Annotated in this window: 18 protein-coding genes; 3 read left to right on the plus strand and 15 right to left on the minus strand. The window is 54.8% G+C overall.

Annotated elements, in window-relative coordinates; translation table 11 throughout:
* Positions 1 to 44: 44 nt before the first annotated feature.
* Both thiE and lipA read right to left on the minus strand, forming a co-directional pair.
* Positions 45 to 698 carry a thiamine phosphate synthase gene (gene thiE, locus FRD01_RS07130; protein WP_146958702.1) on the minus strand — a complete coding sequence of 218 codons (654 nt, stop codon included), beginning with the start codon at positions 696 to 698 and terminating at the stop codon, positions 45 to 47.
* 6 nt (positions 699 to 704) lie between these two features.
* The gene (lipA, locus tag FRD01_RS07135) at positions 705 to 1,670 is read right to left on the minus strand and encodes a lipoyl synthase (protein WP_146958703.1); all 966 of its coding nucleotides are present in this window, start codon (positions 1,668 to 1,670) and stop codon (positions 705 to 707) included.
* Positions 1,671 to 1,778: 108 nt separating this feature from the next.
* Here lipA and uvrA point away from each other — a divergent pair, with 108 nt between their 5' ends.
* The gene (uvrA, locus tag FRD01_RS07140) at positions 1,779 to 4,604 is read left to right on the plus strand and encodes an excinuclease ABC subunit UvrA (RefSeq protein ID WP_146958704.1); all 2,826 of its coding nucleotides are present in this window, start codon (positions 1,779 to 1,781) and stop codon (positions 4,602 to 4,604) included.
* 18 nt (positions 4,605 to 4,622) lie between these two features.
* Here uvrA and rpsU read toward each other — a convergent pair whose 3' ends face one another.
* From rpsU to FRD01_RS07205, 13 genes are all read right to left on the minus strand, one after another.
* A complete protein-coding gene (gene rpsU, locus FRD01_RS24630; RefSeq protein ID WP_146963882.1) occupies positions 4,623 to 4,823 on the minus strand; it encodes a 30S ribosomal protein S21 in 201 nt (66 codons plus the stop codon).
* 76 nt (positions 4,824 to 4,899) lie between these two features.
* The gene (locus FRD01_RS07150; protein WP_146958705.1) at positions 4,900 to 5,592 is read right to left on the minus strand and encodes a hypothetical protein; all 693 of its coding nucleotides are present in this window, start codon (positions 5,590 to 5,592) and stop codon (positions 4,900 to 4,902) included.
* A gap of 127 nt (positions 5,593 to 5,719) precedes the next feature.
* Positions 5,720 to 6,205, minus strand: coding sequence for a hypothetical protein (locus tag FRD01_RS07155; RefSeq protein ID WP_146958706.1), 486 nt, complete (start codon positions 6,203 to 6,205; stop codon positions 5,720 to 5,722).
* A gap of 80 nt (positions 6,206 to 6,285) precedes the next feature.
* A complete protein-coding gene (locus FRD01_RS07160; protein ID WP_146958707.1) occupies positions 6,286 to 7,032 on the minus strand; it encodes a hypothetical protein in 747 nt (248 codons plus the stop codon).
* Complete coding sequence (locus tag FRD01_RS07165; RefSeq protein WP_146958708.1) at positions 7,025 to 7,486, minus strand: GtrA family protein; 462 nt, start codon at positions 7,484 to 7,486, stop codon at positions 7,025 to 7,027. The genes FRD01_RS07160 and FRD01_RS07165 overlap by 8 nt, the downstream gene beginning before the upstream one ends.
* Positions 7,487 to 7,492: 6 nt before the next feature.
* A complete protein-coding gene (locus FRD01_RS07170; RefSeq protein ID WP_146958709.1) occupies positions 7,493 to 8,380 on the minus strand; it encodes a GNAT family N-acetyltransferase in 888 nt (295 codons plus the stop codon).
* 6 nt (positions 8,381 to 8,386) lie between these two features.
* Positions 8,387 to 9,211, minus strand: a complete 825-nt coding sequence (locus tag FRD01_RS07175; protein WP_146958710.1) for a hypothetical protein — start codon at positions 9,209 to 9,211, stop codon at positions 8,387 to 8,389.
* Between the two features lie 367 nt (positions 9,212 to 9,578).
* On the minus strand, positions 9,579 to 10,859 hold the full coding sequence (pfp, locus tag FRD01_RS07180) for a diphosphate--fructose-6-phosphate 1-phosphotransferase (protein WP_146958711.1): 1,281 nt from the start codon (positions 10,857 to 10,859) through the stop codon (positions 9,579 to 9,581).
* Between the two features lie 30 nt (positions 10,860 to 10,889).
* On the minus strand, positions 10,890 to 12,143 hold the full coding sequence (locus FRD01_RS07185) for a pyruvate dehydrogenase complex dihydrolipoamide acetyltransferase (RefSeq protein ID WP_146958712.1): 1,254 nt from the start codon (positions 12,141 to 12,143) through the stop codon (positions 10,890 to 10,892).
* A 9-nt stretch (positions 12,144 to 12,152) separates the two neighbouring features.
* Positions 12,153 to 13,133 (minus strand): pyruvate dehydrogenase complex E1 component subunit beta, encoded by a 981-nt coding sequence (locus tag FRD01_RS07190; protein WP_146958713.1) that lies wholly within the window; start codon positions 13,131 to 13,133, stop codon positions 12,153 to 12,155.
* A 15-nt stretch (positions 13,134 to 13,148) separates the two neighbouring features.
* The gene (gene pdhA / locus FRD01_RS07195) at positions 13,149 to 14,231 is read right to left on the minus strand and encodes a pyruvate dehydrogenase (acetyl-transferring) E1 component subunit alpha (RefSeq protein WP_249756090.1); all 1,083 of its coding nucleotides are present in this window, start codon (positions 14,229 to 14,231) and stop codon (positions 13,149 to 13,151) included.
* 43 nt (positions 14,232 to 14,274) lie between these two features.
* Positions 14,275 to 15,324: a hypothetical protein gene (locus FRD01_RS07200; RefSeq protein WP_146958714.1), complete on the minus strand. Its 1,050-nt coding sequence runs from the start codon at positions 15,322 to 15,324 to the stop codon at positions 14,275 to 14,277.
* On the minus strand, positions 15,321 to 16,814 hold the full coding sequence (locus FRD01_RS07205; protein WP_146958715.1) for a hypothetical protein: 1,494 nt from the start codon (positions 16,812 to 16,814) through the stop codon (positions 15,321 to 15,323). Before FRD01_RS07205 ends, FRD01_RS07200 begins: the two co-directional genes overlap by 4 nt.
* A 151-nt stretch (positions 16,815 to 16,965) precedes the next feature.
* Here FRD01_RS07205 and FRD01_RS07210 point away from each other — a divergent pair, with 151 nt between their 5' ends.
* Complete coding sequence (locus FRD01_RS07210) at positions 16,966 to 17,601, plus strand: hypothetical protein (RefSeq protein WP_146958716.1); 636 nt, start codon at positions 16,966 to 16,968, stop codon at positions 17,599 to 17,601.
* Positions 17,602 to 17,610: 9 nt separating this feature from the next.
* Positions 17,611 to 19,191 carry a polyamine aminopropyltransferase gene (locus FRD01_RS07215; protein WP_146958717.1) on the plus strand — a complete coding sequence of 527 codons (1,581 nt, stop codon included), beginning with the start codon at positions 17,611 to 17,613 and terminating at the stop codon, positions 19,189 to 19,191.
* Positions 19,192 to 19,224 lie beyond the last annotated feature (33 nt).

Below are 19,224 nucleotides of genomic sequence, written 5' to 3' on the forward strand. Positions count from 1 at the left end.
GGGCATCCCTTGGTGTGATTTTCACCGCGTGAGCGCGCGTCTTACTACAGCTTTGCCCCTAGTTCCAGTCTGACGCGCTCAACAACGCCCAAGAGTTCACGCGCTGCCCCCTCGGGCGATTCAGCGTCACATATGGCCCGGACCACTGCGGCACCATCAGCACCAGCACCAATCACTTCGACGATATTGGAAAGCTCTATCCCCCCGATACCCACGACGGGAATACCAACCGCCGCTTTGATCTCTCGAATCAACCCAACCCCTTTCGGTCCCGAGGCGTTAGCCTTGGTGGCGTGTGCATCAAAGATGGCTCCACAACCAAGATAGTCCGCCCCCATGGCTTCGAGCTCCTGTGCACGCCTCGAGTCGCCCGCCGATGCCCCGATAATCTTGTCGCCGATCATCTCTCGTACGTCCGAGACACTCGCGTCGTGCGGCCCGACATGCACACCGTCGGCGCCGCATTCAAGAGCGAGATCAATACGATCATTGATCAGAAGGACTGCCCCCATCTCATGTGCCGCTTCAACCAAGTGCCGAGCCTCGTCAACGCCGACCAAATCATGCTTGTCGCGAAGTTGAAACACCCGAACGCCAGCCCGAGCCGCACCGCTCAAAATCCCCAGCAGGTCTCGCCCGGGTTTGGCGTCCAATATGGCATACACCCCAAAATCGATGGTTTCCGTTCTTGCCCCCATCTCTCTTTAACCTTTGCTGGCTACGATCTCGGCCTGTGCATCTGCCATATAACTTGAACGCACGAGAGGGCCGGACTCAACATGTTTAAAGCCCATGGCTTCGCCCTCGGTCTTAAACATCTCGAACTCCTCAGGCGTGACCCACCTCATCACAGGTAAGTGCCTCTTCGACGGTCTCAAGTACTGGCCGAGGTTGAGTACTTGCACACCTGCATCTACAAGGTCTTTCATCGCCTTTAGAACCTGATCGTTCGACTCACCAAGACCCAGCATCAAGCCAGTCTTAACGAGCGAGCGGCCGTCGCGTGCCGCCTGTTCCAAGACTGCGATACTGCGGTCATATCGAGCCTGCGGCCTGACGGTACGATGCAATTCTTCCACGGTCTCAAGATTATGAGAGAAACACTCGGGAACCGCATCCAGAACCGTTTGTATATCCGATGCGACGCCCTTAAAGTCCGGAGTCAGAACTTCTACACCTGTTCCGGGACTCGCTTCGTGAATGCGCCGAATGGTTTGCGCCCAAATCTCAGCGCCTCCGTCGGGCAGATCGTCTCTGTCCACCGAAGTAATCACCACGTAATTCAGGTTTAACTTGGCAAGCGTCGTTGCGACACGTTCTGGCTCAGTCACGTCGACAGCGCCCGGGCGCCCAGTCTGGACGTCACAAAATCCGCAACTCCGCGTACAAACATTTCCCAAGATCATGATCGTCAGAGACTTTCGGCTCCAACATTCAACGATATTCGGGCACTGTCCTGATTCACAAATTGTGTGCAATCGCGCATCTTCCACCAACCTTTTAGTCTCAAAGTAGTCGGAGTTCAGGCTGAGGCGTTTTCGAATCCACCTCGGGCGCGGTCCTGCCTGGTCTTCAAGATGTTGAAGCGTAGGACGGGCTGGCCCAGAATTTCGTTGGTCACCTTTAGGCTCTACTCGTGGCTCGAGCACCGGTAATGAGATGCGTTTCATAAAAGACTCCAGAACACGGCTTGCACAAGCCGCAGGGCCTGCTACGTCTATCAGGGCCGTGTGTGCCACACAAGGGACCAAAGCGGCCCGAGGGCCAAAGAGAAAGCGATGACCAAGCCAAAACATTCCACACTTCCAGACCTCCCTCAAACGAGCGCCAATGAGGACCTTCTCATTGTAGAAGGGGCCCGGGTTCACAACCTTCAGTCTGTGAGCGTCAGGATTCCGAAGCGAAAGCTCGTGGTATTCACCGGCCCGAGCGGCTCGGGAAAGTCCAGTTTGGCCTTTGACACCATCTACGCTGAGGGGCGTCGGAGGTATGTGGAGTCCATGTCGATCTACGCGCGGATGTTTTTAGGGACAGCCGAGAAGCCCGATGTAGACCGACTGGCTGGCCTCAGCCCAGCAATCAGTATCGAACAGCAAACAACCGTGACCAATCCACGAAGCACTGTCGGTACCGTGACCGAAATCTACGACCATATGCGTGTGCTATGGGCTCAGCTTTCGGTCTTGAAGTCTGAGGACAATTCATCGTTGACTGAATCACAGATCCTTTCCCGTCTGATCGAGCTTCCTGACGGTACAAAGTACATGCTCCTCGCCCCTTTGGTTCAGAACCGAAAGGGCGAGTTCAAGGACCTGCTGGCTAGCCTCCGGAAGGCGGGGGTTGCCCGCGCACGGATCGACGGAGAAATCTCAGAACTCGAGTCGATCGAAAAGCTCGACCTAAAGAAGAAGCACAACATCGACGTCGTCGTGGATCGTTTGGTCGCCCGGCCCCAAGCGCGTGGACGCATCGAAGAAGCCCTGACCAACGCTCTGAGTGCTGGCGAAGGGCGTGTGATCCTCCTCATCCCCGGCGAAGGAGGCGCACAGGCACACGAAGAGGTGTTCGTGCGGGACCAGGCGCAACGGAGCCTCAGCCACCAGAACTTCTCATTCAACAGTCCCGTAGGTTGGTGCCCTGCATGCCGCGGAATCGGCACAAGGCCCCATCTCGACCCGTCATTGCTCATCCTCAACCCCGGCCTCTCACTACTCGATGGCGCGCTCGTACCGCTCGGAAGGGAGCCTTCTCGCGAGGCAAAGTCATTCGTGCTCGTTCAAGAAGTAGAATCGATCTGGGACGACCTCTTTGAAATGCAGAACGAAGGCTTTCTCGATCTCGCGACGCCATGGAACCAGATTGAGCCCACAGTCCAAGACCTTATCCTCAACGGTAAACGCGGCGTGTTCGCCGGGATTATCAAGCTCCTTGCGCAGCTGAGGCGGAAGTCACAAAGACAAGCCGTCAAAGACATGCTCGACGAATTCTACATCGACACACAATGCGCCGATTGCCAGGGTACGCGGCTCAATGACGAAGCATTGAAGTACACATTTGCGGGCAAGACCATCGCCGAGATTGGTGACCTAAACCTAAACGCCGCGTACACATTCTTTGACCAAGCCAAGCTGAGCGGCCGAGACGCGACAATCGGTGAGGAATTGGTCAAGGAGATCGCGTCGCGACTCAAATTCCTTGTGGATGTGGGCCTGAGCTACCTCACCCTCAATCGCGGCACGGCCACATTGAGCGGCGGAGAGTCTCAACGAATGAGGCTCGCAAGCCAATTGGGGAGTGACCTCTCGGGAGTTCTCTACATCTTGGATGAGCCGAGTATTGGACTACATCAAAAGGATAACGATCAACTTCTGGAAACCTTGCAGAATCTACGCGACCGGGGGAACTCGATCATCGTTGTGGAGCACGACAGGGAAACCATGGAACGCGCCGACTTTTTGGTCGACTTCGGCCCTGGAGCGGGGCGAAACGGTGGTGAAATTGTTGCCGCAGGAAAACCCGAAGATGTGATCAACACTGCGGGATCCATCACGGGAGATTACTTAGCCGGCCGAAGAAGCCTCGAGACACCCAAGAAGAGACGTAAAGGAACGGGCAAGAAGCTGAGCGTCAAAGGGGCGACACACCACAACCTCAAGTCCGTCGACGTCGAGATCCCGCTTGGGACCTTCACATGCGTGACCGGAGTCTCTGGGGCGGGAAAGAGCTCGCTTGTTAACGAGATCATTCTTCCTGCGGTAGCGCGTCACGTCTTCTGGAAGCACCGTACCGTGGGTGCTCATGAGAGCATTTCGGGTCTCGAGAATTTCGATAAGATCGTTGAGATCGATCAGTCGCCTATCGGACGAACGCCGCGCTCCAATCCCGCGACCTACACCAAAGTCTTCGATCTGATCCGTCAGGTGTTCTCGAATCTGCCCGACGCCAAAGTATATGGATTCTCGCCTGGGAGGTTTTCCTTCAACGTGGCCGGCGGGCGCTGCGAAGAGTGTCAGGGCGCGGGCGTCAAGAAGGTGGAAATGGGCTTTCTGGCTGACGTCTGGGTACCGTGCGACCTCTGTCATGGCCAGCGATTCAACTCCACAACGTTGATGGTCCGTTACAAGGGCAAGTCTATTTCCGATGTCCTCAACATGACCGTGGCGGAGGCAGCAGAGTTTTTTGCGGCTCAACCGAAGATTTCACGAGTTCTGGAAACCCTTCTCGATGTGGGACTCGACTATATCCAGCTTGGGCAAAGCTCGACCACTCTCTCTGGCGGAGAGGCCCAGCGCATCAAGCTGTCACGTGAGTTGGCCAAGATCGCTACAGGCAACACCCTCTACATTTTGGATGAACCGAGTACCGGCCTTCATTTTGACGATATTCGCCGTCTCCTCGGGGTTGTCGATCAGCTTGTGGATGCGGGAAATACTGTGCTGATGATCGAGCACAATTTGGACATCATCAAGGCTGCAGACTACGTCATCGACATGGGGCCCGATGGAGGAGAAGCGGGAGGCGAGGTTGTCGCTCAGGGTATCCCAGAGCAAGTTGCCCGTGTGGCCAAAAGCTACACGGGCAATTATCTCAAAGATGTGTTGTGAAAGCAGCGGAGGCTGATCTCAGAAAGACCGAGAGGTCTCTCGTCGCGAGTCTTTACGACGCTGGCGCTCAGCTTCGCGGGTCTTACGACGCTTAGCCACGCTTGGCTTTTCGTAATACTTTCGGCGCTTCACCTCGCGGTTAACACCTTCGCGGCCGATCTCGCGCTTGAGCGAATTCAAAGCGCGATTCACGTTATTGTCGATCACGGGCACTTCAATCGGCCCCAACGTACTTTCTTCTCTTTTGCGACGAGGACGTCGCATATCACGTTGTTCTTCCATCTCAATTCCCTAATTAGTGCAGGAGTCGGTGAACCAAGGGTTCCTGCGATTCAAAGCCACCCAAACCTTCTGGGCTAAAGATGGTCCAGAAGTACTTAAATTGATTCAAGTCGCCCGAAAGCAGTGCTTCCATGAGGTTGACTTGGAAGTAGGTCGAGAAGAGACCAGAAGTTTCACGGTGGTAAAGCCGCCACTCTTGGCCATTCGTCAAGATACCCCAGTTGACCCCGGTCGAACGGATGATGCGATCGATGTCGTAGGCTGGGTTGTTTGGACCTTCGTGTGAGGACTCGTATTCGTCCAAGGAAGCATCCCAAGGAAGGCAACGCACAACACCGAGAGCCTGCGAGAAGAACTCGCGCTCGCCTCGGTGATTCAAGGCGTTGCGGAAGTCATCACCGTTGTAGAAGAGGGTGAAATCAGGACGAGCAGACTCGTCACCACCTGGAGGTTGCTCGGCGATGCTGAACGTGAATCCAAGGTAACGGAATACGGCGCTGACCCAGTGGTACTGAGTCTCAAGCTCACTGAGCTGCTTGCCTTCTTCCATTTCCTCGAACAATTGCTCACGGCGATTGTTGAGTTCCAAAAGTGCGTGTCGCACTTCGTCGATGCGCGATGCGCCCCATTCAGCGGTATTGCCGATTTCAGAAAGGCCTTGCTCTTCGAACAATTGGCCGTGGTTTCGAAACACTTGTTCCGACATGATCTCTCCGGTGTTGCGGCCAGCGGCCGTCTAGCAAATTCTTTTAAAGTTGATGCAATTTGGACGCTTTACGCCCGCCTCAAACAGGCGCGGCAATATAGGGTCGAGCTCTAAACCTGTCAAGCGTTCATTCGTCGGACTCTAAATCCGCGTAAAGTTCGAGCAATCCTCGCTCATCGAGCATCTGAGAATTGTAGTTCCCCCAGATGTTGTTGATCGCCACAAGCTCGCCCGCCTTGAGTTTTGGAGTGAGGTAGATCGCATAGTATTTACCGCCCTCCTCTGTCTTCATTCCTGGAATAATATCAAGCTTTGCCCCGCTCGAAGGTACGGTGAGTTCGCAAGGCACACCCTCTTTGAAGGCGACCTCAGAAACCTTGCTTGAGTCCCCGTAGAACGGGCTCAAAACCACATCCTCCACAAGGTCACCCTGACGAACACGAACTTTAACGCCGGGTTCACCCGAAAACTTCGGACCATCATGATCGATAAGATCTTCACCATTGGGGCCGAAGGCCTGGGTGACGACCATCACAAGTCCCGAGTCGTTCAAGGGCTTGAGACGTGTATGGGTATCATTTCTTTCGAATGGGTTTTGTGTGTCGTTCGACATGAGCTCTTACCTCGGGCGCTGTCCATTGCTCAAATGGCATACCCTATCGTTTCACCCATGACAACGTTTTGATTGTGTTCTCATGGCGAACAAGTAGCCGCAGGACAATTCCCTCGAATCTCACGGTACTCTTTTCCTGACTCCATAAGGTCTAGCGCCCCTCGACATTCGGCCATGGCCGCTTTAGAAGCCGTCTCTTTAGAATCATGCACGCCCCACCCGCAAACCATATCGTCCTCGCCCTGGCACACAGCCCTTCCATCCACGATCGGGCAGACCGACACGCAGGACATACACTGATATCCTGAGGGTTTGGCTTTCGGTGGAGCCTTCCGTGAGGCCTCGACCTCCCTTCTTAATGCCTCTACTTCTTCCCTCGCCGAGACAATTCCAGACTCACGAGCCAGCAGATCGGCGCGTACACTTTCATTCCTCTTCTCGACCTCAAATTCGCGTTTTGCGAGTTCTGCGTACTTTGATTCCACCTCAGCTTCCCTTCTACTGAGCTCCGCCTCGCGAAGGCGAAGTTCTCTTTCGCGACTTTCAAACTCAGCCATATCCACAGCTGAAACCGGGGGATCCGTGGTTTTGGTCACATCGGTGGTTGGGTCTAGAGGATCGGGCTCAACCGGATCAGGTTCAACTGGATCGGGCTCAACCGTGCCGGTTGTATCAACCCGAACAGCCTTCTCCATAGCCACGAAGTAAAAGGGATCCTCAGATGGCGGAGGAGGACGACCGATCAAATCGTCCGCTGGCCTCTTCTTCTCGGCCTCTGGCGCCGCACAACCCGCCAGAATCAATACTAACACGATAAGTCTATTCATCCTTGAACGTCCAAAGGTGTGACACAGCCAAGTTGATCGCCATACCAGCAGCGATCCCGCTAAGCAATGCTGCGTCGGGTGAGACGTCATGCCTCAAAAAACGCATATCTAAATGTTGCCAGACAAACTCGTAGCTTAGGGATGTTAGGGCCAATTGAACGCCACCCGCAATAGACGCGGTCAGATAGTATTTGCCGAGGCGATGCCACCAACGCCCCGCCCCCTTGATGCGGTCTCCCCAGGTCCAACGGTCATTGAGGAGGAAATTTGTGAAGATGCTCACCACAACACCAACGAGATTGGCCGCAAAAATCTTGGCATCCATGCGGATAAAATCGCCCAAAAGCCAGAGCATGACTCGAAAGACCACAAGATTTACGACTACCCCAGACCCACCAACGACTCCAAACTTCAAGAGTCGATACACCCGCCGTTTAAGCGTCAGAGAATCCATTTGAGCTCACGAGGTCGCAACAAAAACTGTCTCATACGCGCTGTGGCGCGCAAAGCCAATCTTCTCGTAAACACGTATCGCCGAATCATTTTCGTCGTTTACGTAGAGCGTGACGCGTGGATAACCCCGCTCGAATAGAGCCAAACAGAGGTCCCGTAGAGCTCGCGTCGCGATTCCCTGCCCTCGTAGAGCCGGCGGTGTATAGACGCCCGAGATTTGCGCTCCGTAGGAGCTCTGGGCGGAGATATCCGCCTTGAAGAGTAATCGTCGCCTCTCATTAAACCACACCCAGGTTCTCTCGGAAGAGATTCGATGCTCCACATGTCGCCTAAAGTGTCGTGCATCTCGCTCAAGCGGGTCTTCAAGCGTCTCTTCGGCATGCATTCGTGCCGATGCCAAAAAGACAGCATCAATATCAAAGGAGTTGGCCAGCGTGATCTCAGTGGTTGTGCCCCAGTCCTGGCTCAAAAATGCATCCCGCTCCAAGACGTAGAGCGTTTGATTTCGGTCCAGACGCGCAGCCAAACCGCCCCTGGTATAGGCGTTCCAAAACGGTGAAACACAACGTCTCGACGAAACCACGTGTTCGAGCACCACCCCACGACGCACAAAGTCCTCGCCAAAATGAGAGGACCATTCCGCGTCTAAAGAGTCCAGGAGTACAAGTCTCTTCGCCACCACTAGCGCAATTGCACTGAGTACACCCTCCACCTCAAGCGCAAGGAACTCGAAGAGATCCGACTGAGACGGCGGTGCCGTCCCGAAGTTTTCCGCCCATGAAAGCATGAAGAGATTTTCGACTGGATCGCGTTCCAAAAAGCTTTTCAGAAGTTCATCCTGGCCACGACCGATGCGCCGAATCGTGGTTTGGGATGGTTGAAACGCGGCGGTCATTCGTGATCAAAGGGCAAATGGATCGTCAGCACTCTCGAGAAGCTTCTCAAGTTCGCTGGCCTTCTTATTTGCCTTGCGTCCTACGGCATCTGTCTTAGCCTTCGGCGCCGATGTTGCCTTGGGCCGACTCGTACTTGCGGAACGTGTCGATCTGCGAGACGTTCGTTTCGGCTCCTCTTCCACTTCTGCTTCAGGTTCGGCCTTGGGGATCAAAGTAAAGCCGCGCTCCACCATCGCCACCTGAACCGTTTTAGGCGAATAGACAACTTTAGAGTACGGCGTTGCGTCCGGCTCGTAGCCACCACTCGCGATCGCAAAGATTGCTACACCAGCCACAAGCAGGGCCGCGAAACCTGCCGCGATCAGCTTGACGGGTGCACTATTGTTGTTTGCAGCTACTGTCGGTTGATTAGGCTGCGCTTCGGATGCCACACGCGCTTGCGCTGCAGCTTTTCGAGCCTCGGCCATCGCTTGCTCTTCGAGCTCTCTCTGCCTACGGGCTTCTTCTTCACGCTGCTTGGTAGCCTCGATTTCGGGGTCTACCCATTCACCGCGCTCTTTGAGCTCTTCGATCTTGAGCGCCTGCATTTTTTGAGTTCTACGCTCCGCATTCAAACTTTGGCGCTCGAGCTCTGCTGAGATTCGCGCCTCCGCCTCTTGGCGTTTTCGCTCCTCCTCTTGCGCCTTTCGCCTGCGCTCTTCTTCTTCTCTGGCCTGGATTTCACGCTGGATCCTTTCTTCCTCAGCACGAGCATCCATCTCGGTTTCGTCCAGAATCCCGGCGAGCAAATCTCCCGCATCGTCGTCGCTAGCCCACTTTCTCTTGCTCACGTCCGCACCTCTTTACTATTGCTGTCCGAGTGTTTCATCGTCGATGAGTATAGGGACAGCGAACTCAATACTCAACCCGCGTCTGCTAGTTTTCAGAACGGGCGCCGAGTGTTTTGGATCTAAAGGCGTTCACAAGAAACAACTTCGCCCCCGAAGAAGGGGGCGAGTCGTCTAGTTCACGGTGCTTATAAGATAGGATCTTATGGAAGGAATCTGGAAGGATTCTGAAGATATGGGGTAGGAATTAGTAGGACACCGTGTTTTTGAGTCACTTGATGCAAGCCTTCCTTGCATGTCTATATAGATGTCCCAATATGAACGAAGATTCATTCTGATGTGTGCCAATTATGTGCAAAAGCTCAACAAGCTATGCGTCAACGGCATCCCTAACCGAGTCTTCCCAAGAATACATGGCGGGTTCGGACTCGATTAACGGCCCAAAATAGGAGACGAACTCCTCAACACTCGACTTTGCAGCCGCAGCTAGCCCTTCCAATTCTTCCTTCGAATCAAAATCTTTCGCCGTCAAACGCTGCATGTAGCGCCGAGCGACAAGATATCCCTCTTGAGACACGTCCACGTTTCGCACGCGTGTCTTCCCGGTCTTTTGATCGCGCATCTCGTAGAACGGAATCGATTTGCGCTTTCCGTTCTCGATCAGCACCATCCCGTTGGTCCCTCCTTCCACAAGGAACCGAATCGCGGCGAAGCCCAAGTCTCGGGTGTACTCGATATCAAAAGGCACAGGATCGGCGCATCGAAGCTCGTAGCCGAGCGTAACTTCGTTGAAACGCATGCCAATCTGACGTTGTTTCAGACGCTCTTCTACTTTTTCGCAAAGCAGACGCCCAAGTTGGAGGTCTGCGAGCAAGATATGACCAAATGAATCTCGCCGAATCTCTGGGAAATTCTCGAGGTCTTTATGGTCGAGATTCTCAATGAGACCCTCTGCAACCACTGCCACACCCCACTTACGACCGCGCGAAAGGCCCTTAATGACGGCACCTTCAATGATCCGGGTGAGATTCTCGAGAGTCACGGGTCCATCAAACTCTTCGGGGATCAAAGTGAGCGTGGCGCCGGCTGCCTTCCCTATCCCGAGAGCCAAGTGGCCTGCTTGACGGCCCATACTGGTCACGATGTACCAGCGGCTGCACGTCTGAGCATCGCGCATCAGGTTCTTAACCAGACCCACGCCCACGTGGCGCGCGGTGGTGTAGCCGAAGGTCGGCACGCCCTCTGGGAGCGGCAGGTCGTTGTCGATGGTCTTTGGCACATGCACGGTCTTCAGTTTGCCGGCCATCGCCTCCGCGATGACACTCGCACCATAGGCTGTATCGTCCCCGCCTATGGTCAGGAGCATATCGATCTTATGACGCTCTAAGGTAGCCACGACCTTCTCTAGGACTTCTGGTTGCTTGGGGTTTGTCCTCGACATGCCGAGAACTGCACCGCCCTCGAAGTGAATCCACGACACATCCTCAACCTTCAGTTGCTTAAGCTCGTCATCACGAAGACCTCGATAGCCGTCGAGAACGCCAAAGACTTCCCAGCCTTGATTGAGCGCCTCTAGAGCAGCGGCGTTGATTACAGAGTTGATGCCGGGAGCCGGGCCCCCACTTGCCAAGATCGCGATTCGCTTCGTCATCGTTCTAACCCGTTGGTATTGAGAGTTTGGTCACACGAGCAACAAGATTGGGTTCTCAAGTAGGCGTCGAAGCTCCATCAAGAACTCCGCACCTACCGCCCCGTCCACCGCGCGGTGGTCACACGAAAGTGTGATCTTCATGCGAGTTCCGACCACGATCTCGCCGTCCTCGACCACCGGCGTCTGGCGAACAGACCCACAGGCAAGAATGGCTGCCTCTGGCGGGTTAATGATCGCTGAGAACTCGTCGATCTGGTACATGCCGAGGTTCGAAATCGAGAAGGTGCTCCCCGTGTATTCATGCGGCTTGAGTCGCTTATCCTTCGCGCGCGAAGCCAACTCTCGAATCTCAGTTGCAACCTGACTAAGTGTCTTCTGGTCTGCGTCTCGAATCACTGGAGTGATCAGGCCATCAGGGATAGCCACGGCGACGCCAACGTGCACGTCGTCGTATTGCTCGATGCTATCGCCACGGAACGCCACGTTCATCTTCGGATAGTTTCGAAGCGCCACAGCACTCGCTTTGACGATCAGGTCGTTCACCGAAATCTTGACTTCAGATCCGGCAGCCTTGAGTTGTGCATTGATCTCCGCGCGCTGAGCCATGGCCTTCGCCATGTCGATATCTGCGGTGAGGTAGAAGTGTGGAGTATCGTTCCAAACTTCGACCAACCGACGCGCGATGGTCTTTCTCATCTGACTCAGGGCGACCATATTGGACGAGCTATCTGCCGCGCCCTGGGCCACTCTGCTTTGAGACGGCGCACCGGCTTCTTCCACATCTTTCATGATGATGCGCCCATGTGGACCAGAGCCTTCGAGGGTCGCAAGGTCCAACCCCTTTTCCTTGGCCATCTTTCTCGCGACAGGGCTCGCTTTGATGCGGTCCGAATCATCCGATTCAGGCTTAGGAGCCGCCTTCTCTGGCTTGGCTTCGGCTTTGGGAGCTTGCTCCTCAACGGCCTTGGTCTCCGGCTTTGCTTCCTGAGCAGGCGCGGATGAACCCTTCTGACCCAGGCCCGCCAAAAGATCGGAGATATCCTCGCCCTTCTTTCCGACCACCGCCAGTGGAGCTCCAACCACCAGGGCGTCACCCTTCTTTGCGATGAGCTTCAAGAGCACGCCGTCGTGGAAGGACTCCATCTCCATCGTCGCTTTGTCGGTCTCGATTTCAGCGATCAGCTCTCCTTCCTCTACCGAATCACCTTCGGACTTCAGCCACTCCACAAGAGTGCCTTCTTCCATCGTCGGGCTCAGAGCCAACATCGTAATTACTTCAGCCATGAAATCTCCTTAGTCGCGATAGCAGGCTCGTTTGACGGCCTCGATAACCTTCTCCTCGTTCGGGAGGTTAAGCGGCTCAAGGTTAAACGCGTAGGGCATCGGAATATCGCGCTGGTGCACTCGGCCCACTGGCGCATCAAGATAATCGAATAGATCTCGGGAAATGAAATCGGAAACACTCGCTCCGACACTAGCCCAGGTCCATCCTTCTTCCACAATGACCACACGGTTGGTCTTCTTAATCGAGCGACGAATCGCGTCCTTGTCCAAGGGCCGCAAAGAACGCAAGTCCAGCACTTCAGCCGAGATGCCCTCCTCTTCGAGCTTCGCAGCCGCGGCCATCGACGTGTGAACCATTCGACTCCACGAAATGATCGTACAATCAGAGCCCTCTTTCTTGACGTCAGCCTCGCCAAACGGAATCAGATACTCTTCTTCGGGGACCTCTCCTTCCCAGCCGTACATGATTTCCGACTCGATGAAGATCACCGGATCCGGGTCACGAATCGCCGTCTTCAACATACCCTTCGCATCGTAAGGGGTTGCTGGCATCATCACTTTCAAGCCCGGGAAATGAACATATTGTTGCTCGAGTGCTTGAGAATGCTGCGCGGCAAGCGCGCCACCTGCCCCACCCGGGCCACGGATGACGATAGGACATGCAAGCTGTCCGCCCGACATATATCTCATTTTGGCGGCCGTGTTCGCGATTTGGTCCAACGCCAAAATCGCAAAGTTGAACGTCATCATCTCCACCACGGGCTTCATCCCGACCATGGCTGCGCCAATCCCGATACCGGCAAAGCCGGCTTCGGTGATAGGTGTGTCGATAACGCGTTTTGCGCCAAACTTGTCCAAGAGACCCTGGCTGACCTTATAGGCACCATTGTACTCTGCCACTTCCTCGCCCATCAGGAACACGTGTTCGTCGCGTGACATCTCCTCGGCGAGCGCTTCATTTAATGCTTGTCTAAAGGCAATTTTTCGCATGATTTTTCACTCCGCCTATTCAATGTCCCAAGACCAATCCACATAAATATCCGTTTCGAGCTCCGAAGGATCAGGAAACGCGGAATCGTCAGCAAATTTAACCGCGTCTTTAGCGATATCCTTGGCTTTCGCGTCCATCTCGTTGAGCTGGTCCGGAGTCCGAATCTGCGTCGAAGCGAGCCACTGCTGCACCCGAATCAACGGATCAGCTGCCATTTCGGCTTCGAGTTCTTCTTTGGTTCGGTAGTTCGCAGGGTCGCTCATCGAGTGACCACGGAATCGATAAGTCACAACGTCTAGGAGAGTAGGCAACGACTCGTTGCGAGCGCGATCGATGGCGTCCTTGATGCCATAATACGAGCGGAAGAGGTCCTTTCCATCAACCTGGGCTCGAGCCATTCCGTACGCAAGCGCCTTCTCAGAAAGGTCGTGAACCGAGCTTGCACGGCTCAACTCAGTACCCATCGCGTACTTGTTGTTTTCCACGATGAAGACGATCGGCAGCTTCCATAGTTGCGCCATGTTGAACGTCTCATGGACCACGCCCTGATGAATCGCGCCGTCGCCAAGGAAACACAGCGTCACCGCGTTCTCATCGCGGTACTTGGCAGCAAATGCGATACCCGCAGCGGTAGGTACCTGTCCACCAACGAGTCCCCATCCGCCGTAGAATTTCTTCTCGACGCTGAATAGGTGCATCGAGCCACCTTTACCGCGGCTACATCCAGTCTCCTTTCCGAAGAGCTCTGCCATGACTTCACGTGGCGTCATTCCTTTGGAGAGCGCGTGGCCGTGGGCACGGTAGGCAGAGACGGCGTAATCCTTATCTTCCAAACCCGCCATTGCACCTACGGAAACAGGTTCTTGCCCAATATAGAGATGGCAGAACCCTTTGATCTTCCCCATCTGATATTGGCGACCGGCTACTTCCTCGAATCGGCGAAGCACGAGCATTTCTTCGTACATCTCAACAATTCGGTCCTCGCCCAGATCCTTCAAGGCGCGCTTCGCAAGAGCCTTGTCCAAATACTCGGGGCTTCCGTTCTTGGCAGATTTGCGCTTCGCGGGTTGCTCAGCGGCTGACGACTTTTCAACCATGTCTTGCTCTTATGTAGGAAACAATAAAAGATGCGCGATATGCTTAGTTCTCGGGATGCTGAGAGTCAAGCAGCGTGGCTAGCGAGAAGTCCAATTCGTCCGCCCGCGCGATGGTAGTGCGCTCTTCGTCGGTGAGCTCAATATCCCCGAGCAAACTTCGGCGTTCTCGGGCGAGTTCAGCGCGGTTGAGAAGCGCCAAGACTTGACTTCCGTCACCCAATTTTGAATGGCTTCGCGTGATATCCACGGTGCCATCAGGCGCGACCCAGAGTCGGGTATCCGCATCACAAAAGCTCAACGACTCCGCGTAAAACGCCGACCCCATCCCCTTGAGCGGGACACGGATGAAAACGGTGACCTTACCTGATTTCGTACTTACGACCGACTCGAGTAGGTCATCAAGGGCACGGCTCAAGGGTTTACCCTCCATGACCGGACCAGATTCATGCTGAATCTCTAGGATGGGCAACTCGAACCCCAGGGCAATGTCTTTGCCTGCGTCTCGGGATGCGGCGGTCTGAGCCACTGCGGCTCGAATCGCAAACCACCTCTCGTACGCATCTTGGCCCACGACTTGAACATCGGCCTCGAGGCTCTCTCCGGCCACGATTCTGTGCACGTTGCCCGATCGCCGCCAAAGTGCATTCCAAATCTGACTGTCAGACGTCTCATCAAAGATCAGATTTACACCACCTTGGACGAGTGGCACTGCCTCATCGACTTCGGCGACGCCAAGCGAAATCGCACCTCGATTGGGGTCGATCTCCATAAACCCAGGAATTCTAGAGTCGAGCGCAGCGCCATGCTCTGCCCATTCAAGCTCCCTGACTTCGCTTCGCGCTTTTAAGGGCGAAAGTTTGGCTGGAAATCCCAAAACCTCTACCTTAGCCCCCACGGTCCATTGAGACGTATCAAACACTTGAACCCTAGCTTTCCGCGAGCCCGTAAAGGAATGCACCCGGCCGATCGCTCCTTCAGACTTGATGGCCTGCCCAATGGTGGCGCGCACGTCTCCCAGATCCACAATCACTTCGTGGCTACCGACCTCCACCACTTGCAGGTCGGTGGATGCGTAATCATAGAGATCGTTCATTTGCTTACCTCACTAAGGTTTTTCGGCTCCAAACCGCCAGGAATCTCCCACGCATCGGGTCTAATCGCCGTCATCGGCGCATCGTAGTTGTCCCAGTGTTTGAAATTTCGACCTTCGCAAAAGACACATATACCCGAGGAGCTCACCGCCCAACCAAATGACTGCTCGCTTCGCCACTTCTCAATTTTTGCCTCTAACTTTATCTCTTTTCCGTCAATGAAGAGCTTCGAGGCTCGGATCTCGTAATCGGTTTCTTCTGCTTCCTCAGAAAGACTCAAGATTGCCGGCGGCCATGTCATTCTCCAATGACGTACGATCGCTCCCAATACAAGCCAGGTTGCCACCGTTCCGAAACCGACGGGGAAGACCCATGGCCGAAACCAAACTGGGGTTCCTCCCATCTGAAGCATCGTCCCAAACACGATGCTGAACACAAAAAAGGGTCCCGCGACGACCAAGAATTCGAGCGCGGAGATTGGAGCCCACTCGTCGACCACTCGACTTGCGACCCCTCGCACGCTCACTTCCTTTGGCGCCTCCTCTAATTTCTCTTCGACCGGCTCTTCTTCGACTACCTCTTCTTCGACCGCTTCTTCTTCGACTTCAACCGGCTCTGATTCAGATTCTTCTTCGACCGGCTCGTCGTCGAATTCTTTCACCGAATCCATGGGAGCTGTAGGCCCGACGTCGGGGTCCGTGGGGCCCCAAGTTTCGGCCGACTCACGCTCCCACTCACTCGTCCCTTCGGTGGGTAACTTTTCGGTCTTCCGGCTCGATTCGTCCGGCACGACGACCTTTTCCTTAGGCTTAACTCCAAAAACGAGGCCCCTCATCAAGTCCAAAAATTCCTCGAGTTCCTCCAAACCTTCGCCAACATGCTCCAATCCCTCGAAGACCAGGCGCTCCAGAGTCTCCCAAGCGGCTTTCGCCTCCTTTGCCCGAGCTCTCTGCTCCTCCCAAAGATCGGCGATCTCCTTTTGAGTCTCCTCGCCTCGCTCCACGTCTCCACTCGACACCAACTGCTGGAGCGCGTGTTCATCCTTCTCTCGTTTTTCCTCAATATCGAGGAGCACCTCATCGAGTATATCTGCAAGCTGTTCTTGCGCTTCTTCCGCCCCAATCCGCGTCCGTTCGGAGAGCTTTTGCAGAAACTCACCCACCTCTTCGAGCTCTTCGGCAAACGAATCATCTGGTGATTTGCCTACAAAATTCGTTCTAAAGAGCGTTTCCACACGAGAAGCACCAAACGCCACGACCCGCGGCCCAAGGACAAGACGCATCTCGTCGAACTCAAACTGGAACCATTCCCGAATCCAAGCGGGGTCAATCTTTAGCCAAATGGGCATCCCGTTTGATGCCTTCGAAATTCTCCCCTCATAGGTGTCCAATTCCTGAGCCAGCCGATCCCTCAGATCGTCCAAATCATCTTCAAGTCTGGACAGCGCGCCGCTGACAACACGGTCTTGGCGCGGATCGCTTTCATTACTCATCAATTCTACCCGGGTTTGCTCCGCGCGTACTCTGGATGAACACGGCGCACTTCGTCAACACGAGCCTGTAGGGGAGTGCCGTGAAACCCTTGTCTTGTACGAGATAATCACGTAGGTTCGAGAAGTTGAGGGACACAGAGCGGAGAGAAGCGTGTACGAAGCAAGTACTTCAAAAACCAGTAACCTAATTCTGGCGGGTGGCGTTGCAGTTGCCGTCTGCCTCACTGTCATTCTAGTTTTTATGGTCTTCAGCTCAGATGCAAGTGCTGACGAAGCTGACGTCAATCTGGAGGCTCTGACCAAAGCCTATGAGCAGCACGTCAAGTCGGGCTCGAAGGATCTGCGTGCATTCGAGACGCGCGTTAACCAACCCGATATCTACAGCGGTACAGACCGTGTTTCTGTTCAACTCGACCAGAAAGGCACCCTTGTAGGGTTCGTGGACAATGACGGTACTCCCGGCTATCAGGCGACCGATACGCTCGTGTTCAATTTGGAAGCTGAGAAAGAGAGCGAGAAAATCGTGGCAAACGATCGCCAGCAGCGCTACTACTCGTATCACTCTCCCGGAATCTTTCACTATTACTTGATCTCCCGAATGCTCACCAACCAGCACTCGTATTACGGCGGTCGCTACTACCGTGCCCCTAGCTCGGCGCGATACGTCAAATCGGGCTATCACAGCCGTCTGAAGCGCTCAGTGGGCTCAAGTTCGAGCCGAAGCGTGCGTTCCGGTAGTTTTGGCAGTCGCCGCTCATCAGGCGGCAGTTCTGGTTTCGGCAAGTGAACATAGACCGTGCATAACGACATCGAAGAACCTGAGGTTCCTCCAAACCTGAGCCGCTCTGACCGTGAGCGGCTCGCGGTGCTTTTGGGGTCCATCCTCCTCATCGCGCTTTGCAGCATCACCTACGAGCTGATCATTGGGACACTCTCGAGCTACCTGCTCGGAAACAGCGTCTACCAATTCAGCATCATCATCGGGCTCTACATGAGCGCGATGGGCGTGGGGTCCTTTTTGAGCCGCTACGTCACAAAGAATCTGCTCGAAGCCTTCTTCTGGGTTGAAATCGGAGTCGGAATCCTGGGCGGGCTCTCGGCGACAGCTCTCTTTGGCCTCTTTGTGTTTTCTCCGTATTTTCAGTGGTTCATATGGCTTTGGACCTTTGCAATCGGGGTGCTGGTCGGGCTCGAAATCCCGCTTCTCACACGCTACGTGAGGCGATACGCAGCTCTAAGGCATGCACTCGCCAATGTTCTAAGCTGGGACTACATCGGAGCTCTCGCAGGGTCGCTGGCGTTTCCTCTCGTGCTTCTGCCCCAACTCGGACTCTTGAACACGGCAGCCGCCGTAGGTGTCATTAATCTCGCTGTCGCCGGACTCGGGATCTGGTTTTTCCGCGACGAAATCACCGGCAAGACACGACTCATGGGCGCATTCTTCATTGCGCTCACGGGCCTGATCGGAATCCTCTTAACGAGCACGACTTTCGAGTCGTTTCTGGACCGCAGGATGTTCGCGGACACAGTCATCCACAAAGAAGTCACCAAGTATCAGAACCTCACCATCACGGCATGGAATAACGATCTGAGGCTCTACATCAACAATAATATTCAATTCTCCAGTGCCGATGAATATCGCTACCACGAGGCACTGGTGCTCCCGGCGATGGCGGCAAAACCAGACGCCAAACGTGTGGCTATCCTCGGTGGAGGAGATGGACTCGTCGTGCGTCAGCTCCAGGCATTCCCTGAAGTCGAAGAGATTGTGATGGTGGACCTTGACCCTCGAATGACCGAGCTCGCGAGCGAGCACGCGGCGCTCAAGCGAGTTAATAACTTCGCCATGGAAGACCCTCGCCTCCGAGTTGTGCATGATGACGCCATGGCGTGGCTACAGGCTACTCCTGAGCGATTCGACGTCATCATCATTGACCTCCCCGACCCCAATAACGAAAGCCTCGCCAAGCTCTATTCAGTCGAGTTCTATCGACTCATCAGAAATCACCTCGCCGAAGACGGAGTCGCCGTTACCCAAAGCACCTCGGCCTACTATTCGGTCCGAGCCTTTTGGAGCATCAATCGGTCCATCGAAATGGCGTTCTGTGAGGACCGCTGCGAGGAACTCAACCTTCTGCCCTACCACGTCTGGGTCCCTTCGTTCGGGGACTGGGGGTTCAATCTCGTATCCAAGACCCCTTTGGAACCTGAGACTTGGGTGTTTGGCGATCACGCAAAATTCATGACCCGTGAGAACTTCCAAACCGCGCTCTACTTCCCGCCGGACCTCGCCCGACAAGATGTCAAACCAAACCGATTGATTGAACCGGTGCTCATGGACTATTACATGCGCGATTGGCGCCGGTTCCACCCTTAGCCCGCCCTACACATTTCTGCTCAACCGAGGTCG

The organism is Microvenator marinus, assembly GCF_007993755.1.
GTDB lineage: Bacteria > Myxococcota_A > Bradymonadia > Bradymonadales > Bradymonadaceae > Allomicrovenator > Allomicrovenator marinus.

Excerpts from the sequence above, each read along its gene's own strand:
- thiE (WP_146958702.1), bottom strand. The coding sequence starts at position 698 with ATGGGGGCAAGAACGGAAACCATCGATTTTGGGGTGTATGCCATATTG.
- lipA (WP_146958703.1), bottom strand. The coding sequence starts at position 1,670 with ATGAAACGCATCTCATTACCGGTGCTCGAGCCACGAGTAGAGCCTAAA.
- uvrA (WP_146958704.1), top strand. The coding sequence starts at position 1,779 with ATGACCAAGCCAAAACATTCCACACTTCCAGACCTCCCTCAAACGAGC.
- FRD01_RS07150 (WP_146958705.1), bottom strand. The coding sequence starts at position 5,592 with ATGTCGGAACAAGTGTTTCGAAACCACGGCCAATTGTTCGAAGAGCAA.
- FRD01_RS07155 (WP_146958706.1), bottom strand. The coding sequence starts at position 6,205 with ATGTCGAACGACACACAAAACCCATTCGAAAGAAATGATACCCATACA.
- FRD01_RS07160 (WP_146958707.1), bottom strand. The coding sequence starts at position 7,032 with ATGAATAGACTTATCGTGTTAGTATTGATTCTGGCGGGTTGTGCGGCG.
- FRD01_RS07165 (WP_146958708.1), bottom strand. The coding sequence starts at position 7,486 with ATGGATTCTCTGACGCTTAAACGGCGGGTGTATCGACTCTTGAAGTTT.
- FRD01_RS07170 (WP_146958709.1), bottom strand. The coding sequence starts at position 8,380 with ATGACCGCCGCGTTTCAACCATCCCAAACCACGATTCGGCGCATCGGT.
- pfp (WP_146958711.1), bottom strand. The coding sequence starts at position 10,859 with ATGACGAAGCGAATCGCGATCTTGGCAAGTGGGGGCCCGGCTCCCGGC.
- FRD01_RS07185 (WP_146958712.1), bottom strand. The coding sequence starts at position 12,143 with ATGGCTGAAGTAATTACGATGTTGGCTCTGAGCCCGACGATGGAAGAA.
- FRD01_RS07190 (WP_146958713.1), bottom strand. The coding sequence starts at position 13,133 with ATGCGAAAAATTGCCTTTAGACAAGCATTAAATGAAGCGCTCGCCGAG.
- pdhA (WP_249756090.1), bottom strand. The coding sequence starts at position 14,231 with ATGGTTGAAAAGTCGTCAGCCGCTGAGCAACCCGCGAAGCGCAAATCT.
- FRD01_RS07200 (WP_146958714.1), bottom strand. The coding sequence starts at position 15,324 with ATGAACGATCTCTATGATTACGCATCCACCGACCTGCAAGTGGTGGAG.
- FRD01_RS07205 (WP_146958715.1), bottom strand. The coding sequence starts at position 16,814 with ATGAGTAATGAAAGCGATCCGCGCCAAGACCGTGTTGTCAGCGGCGCG.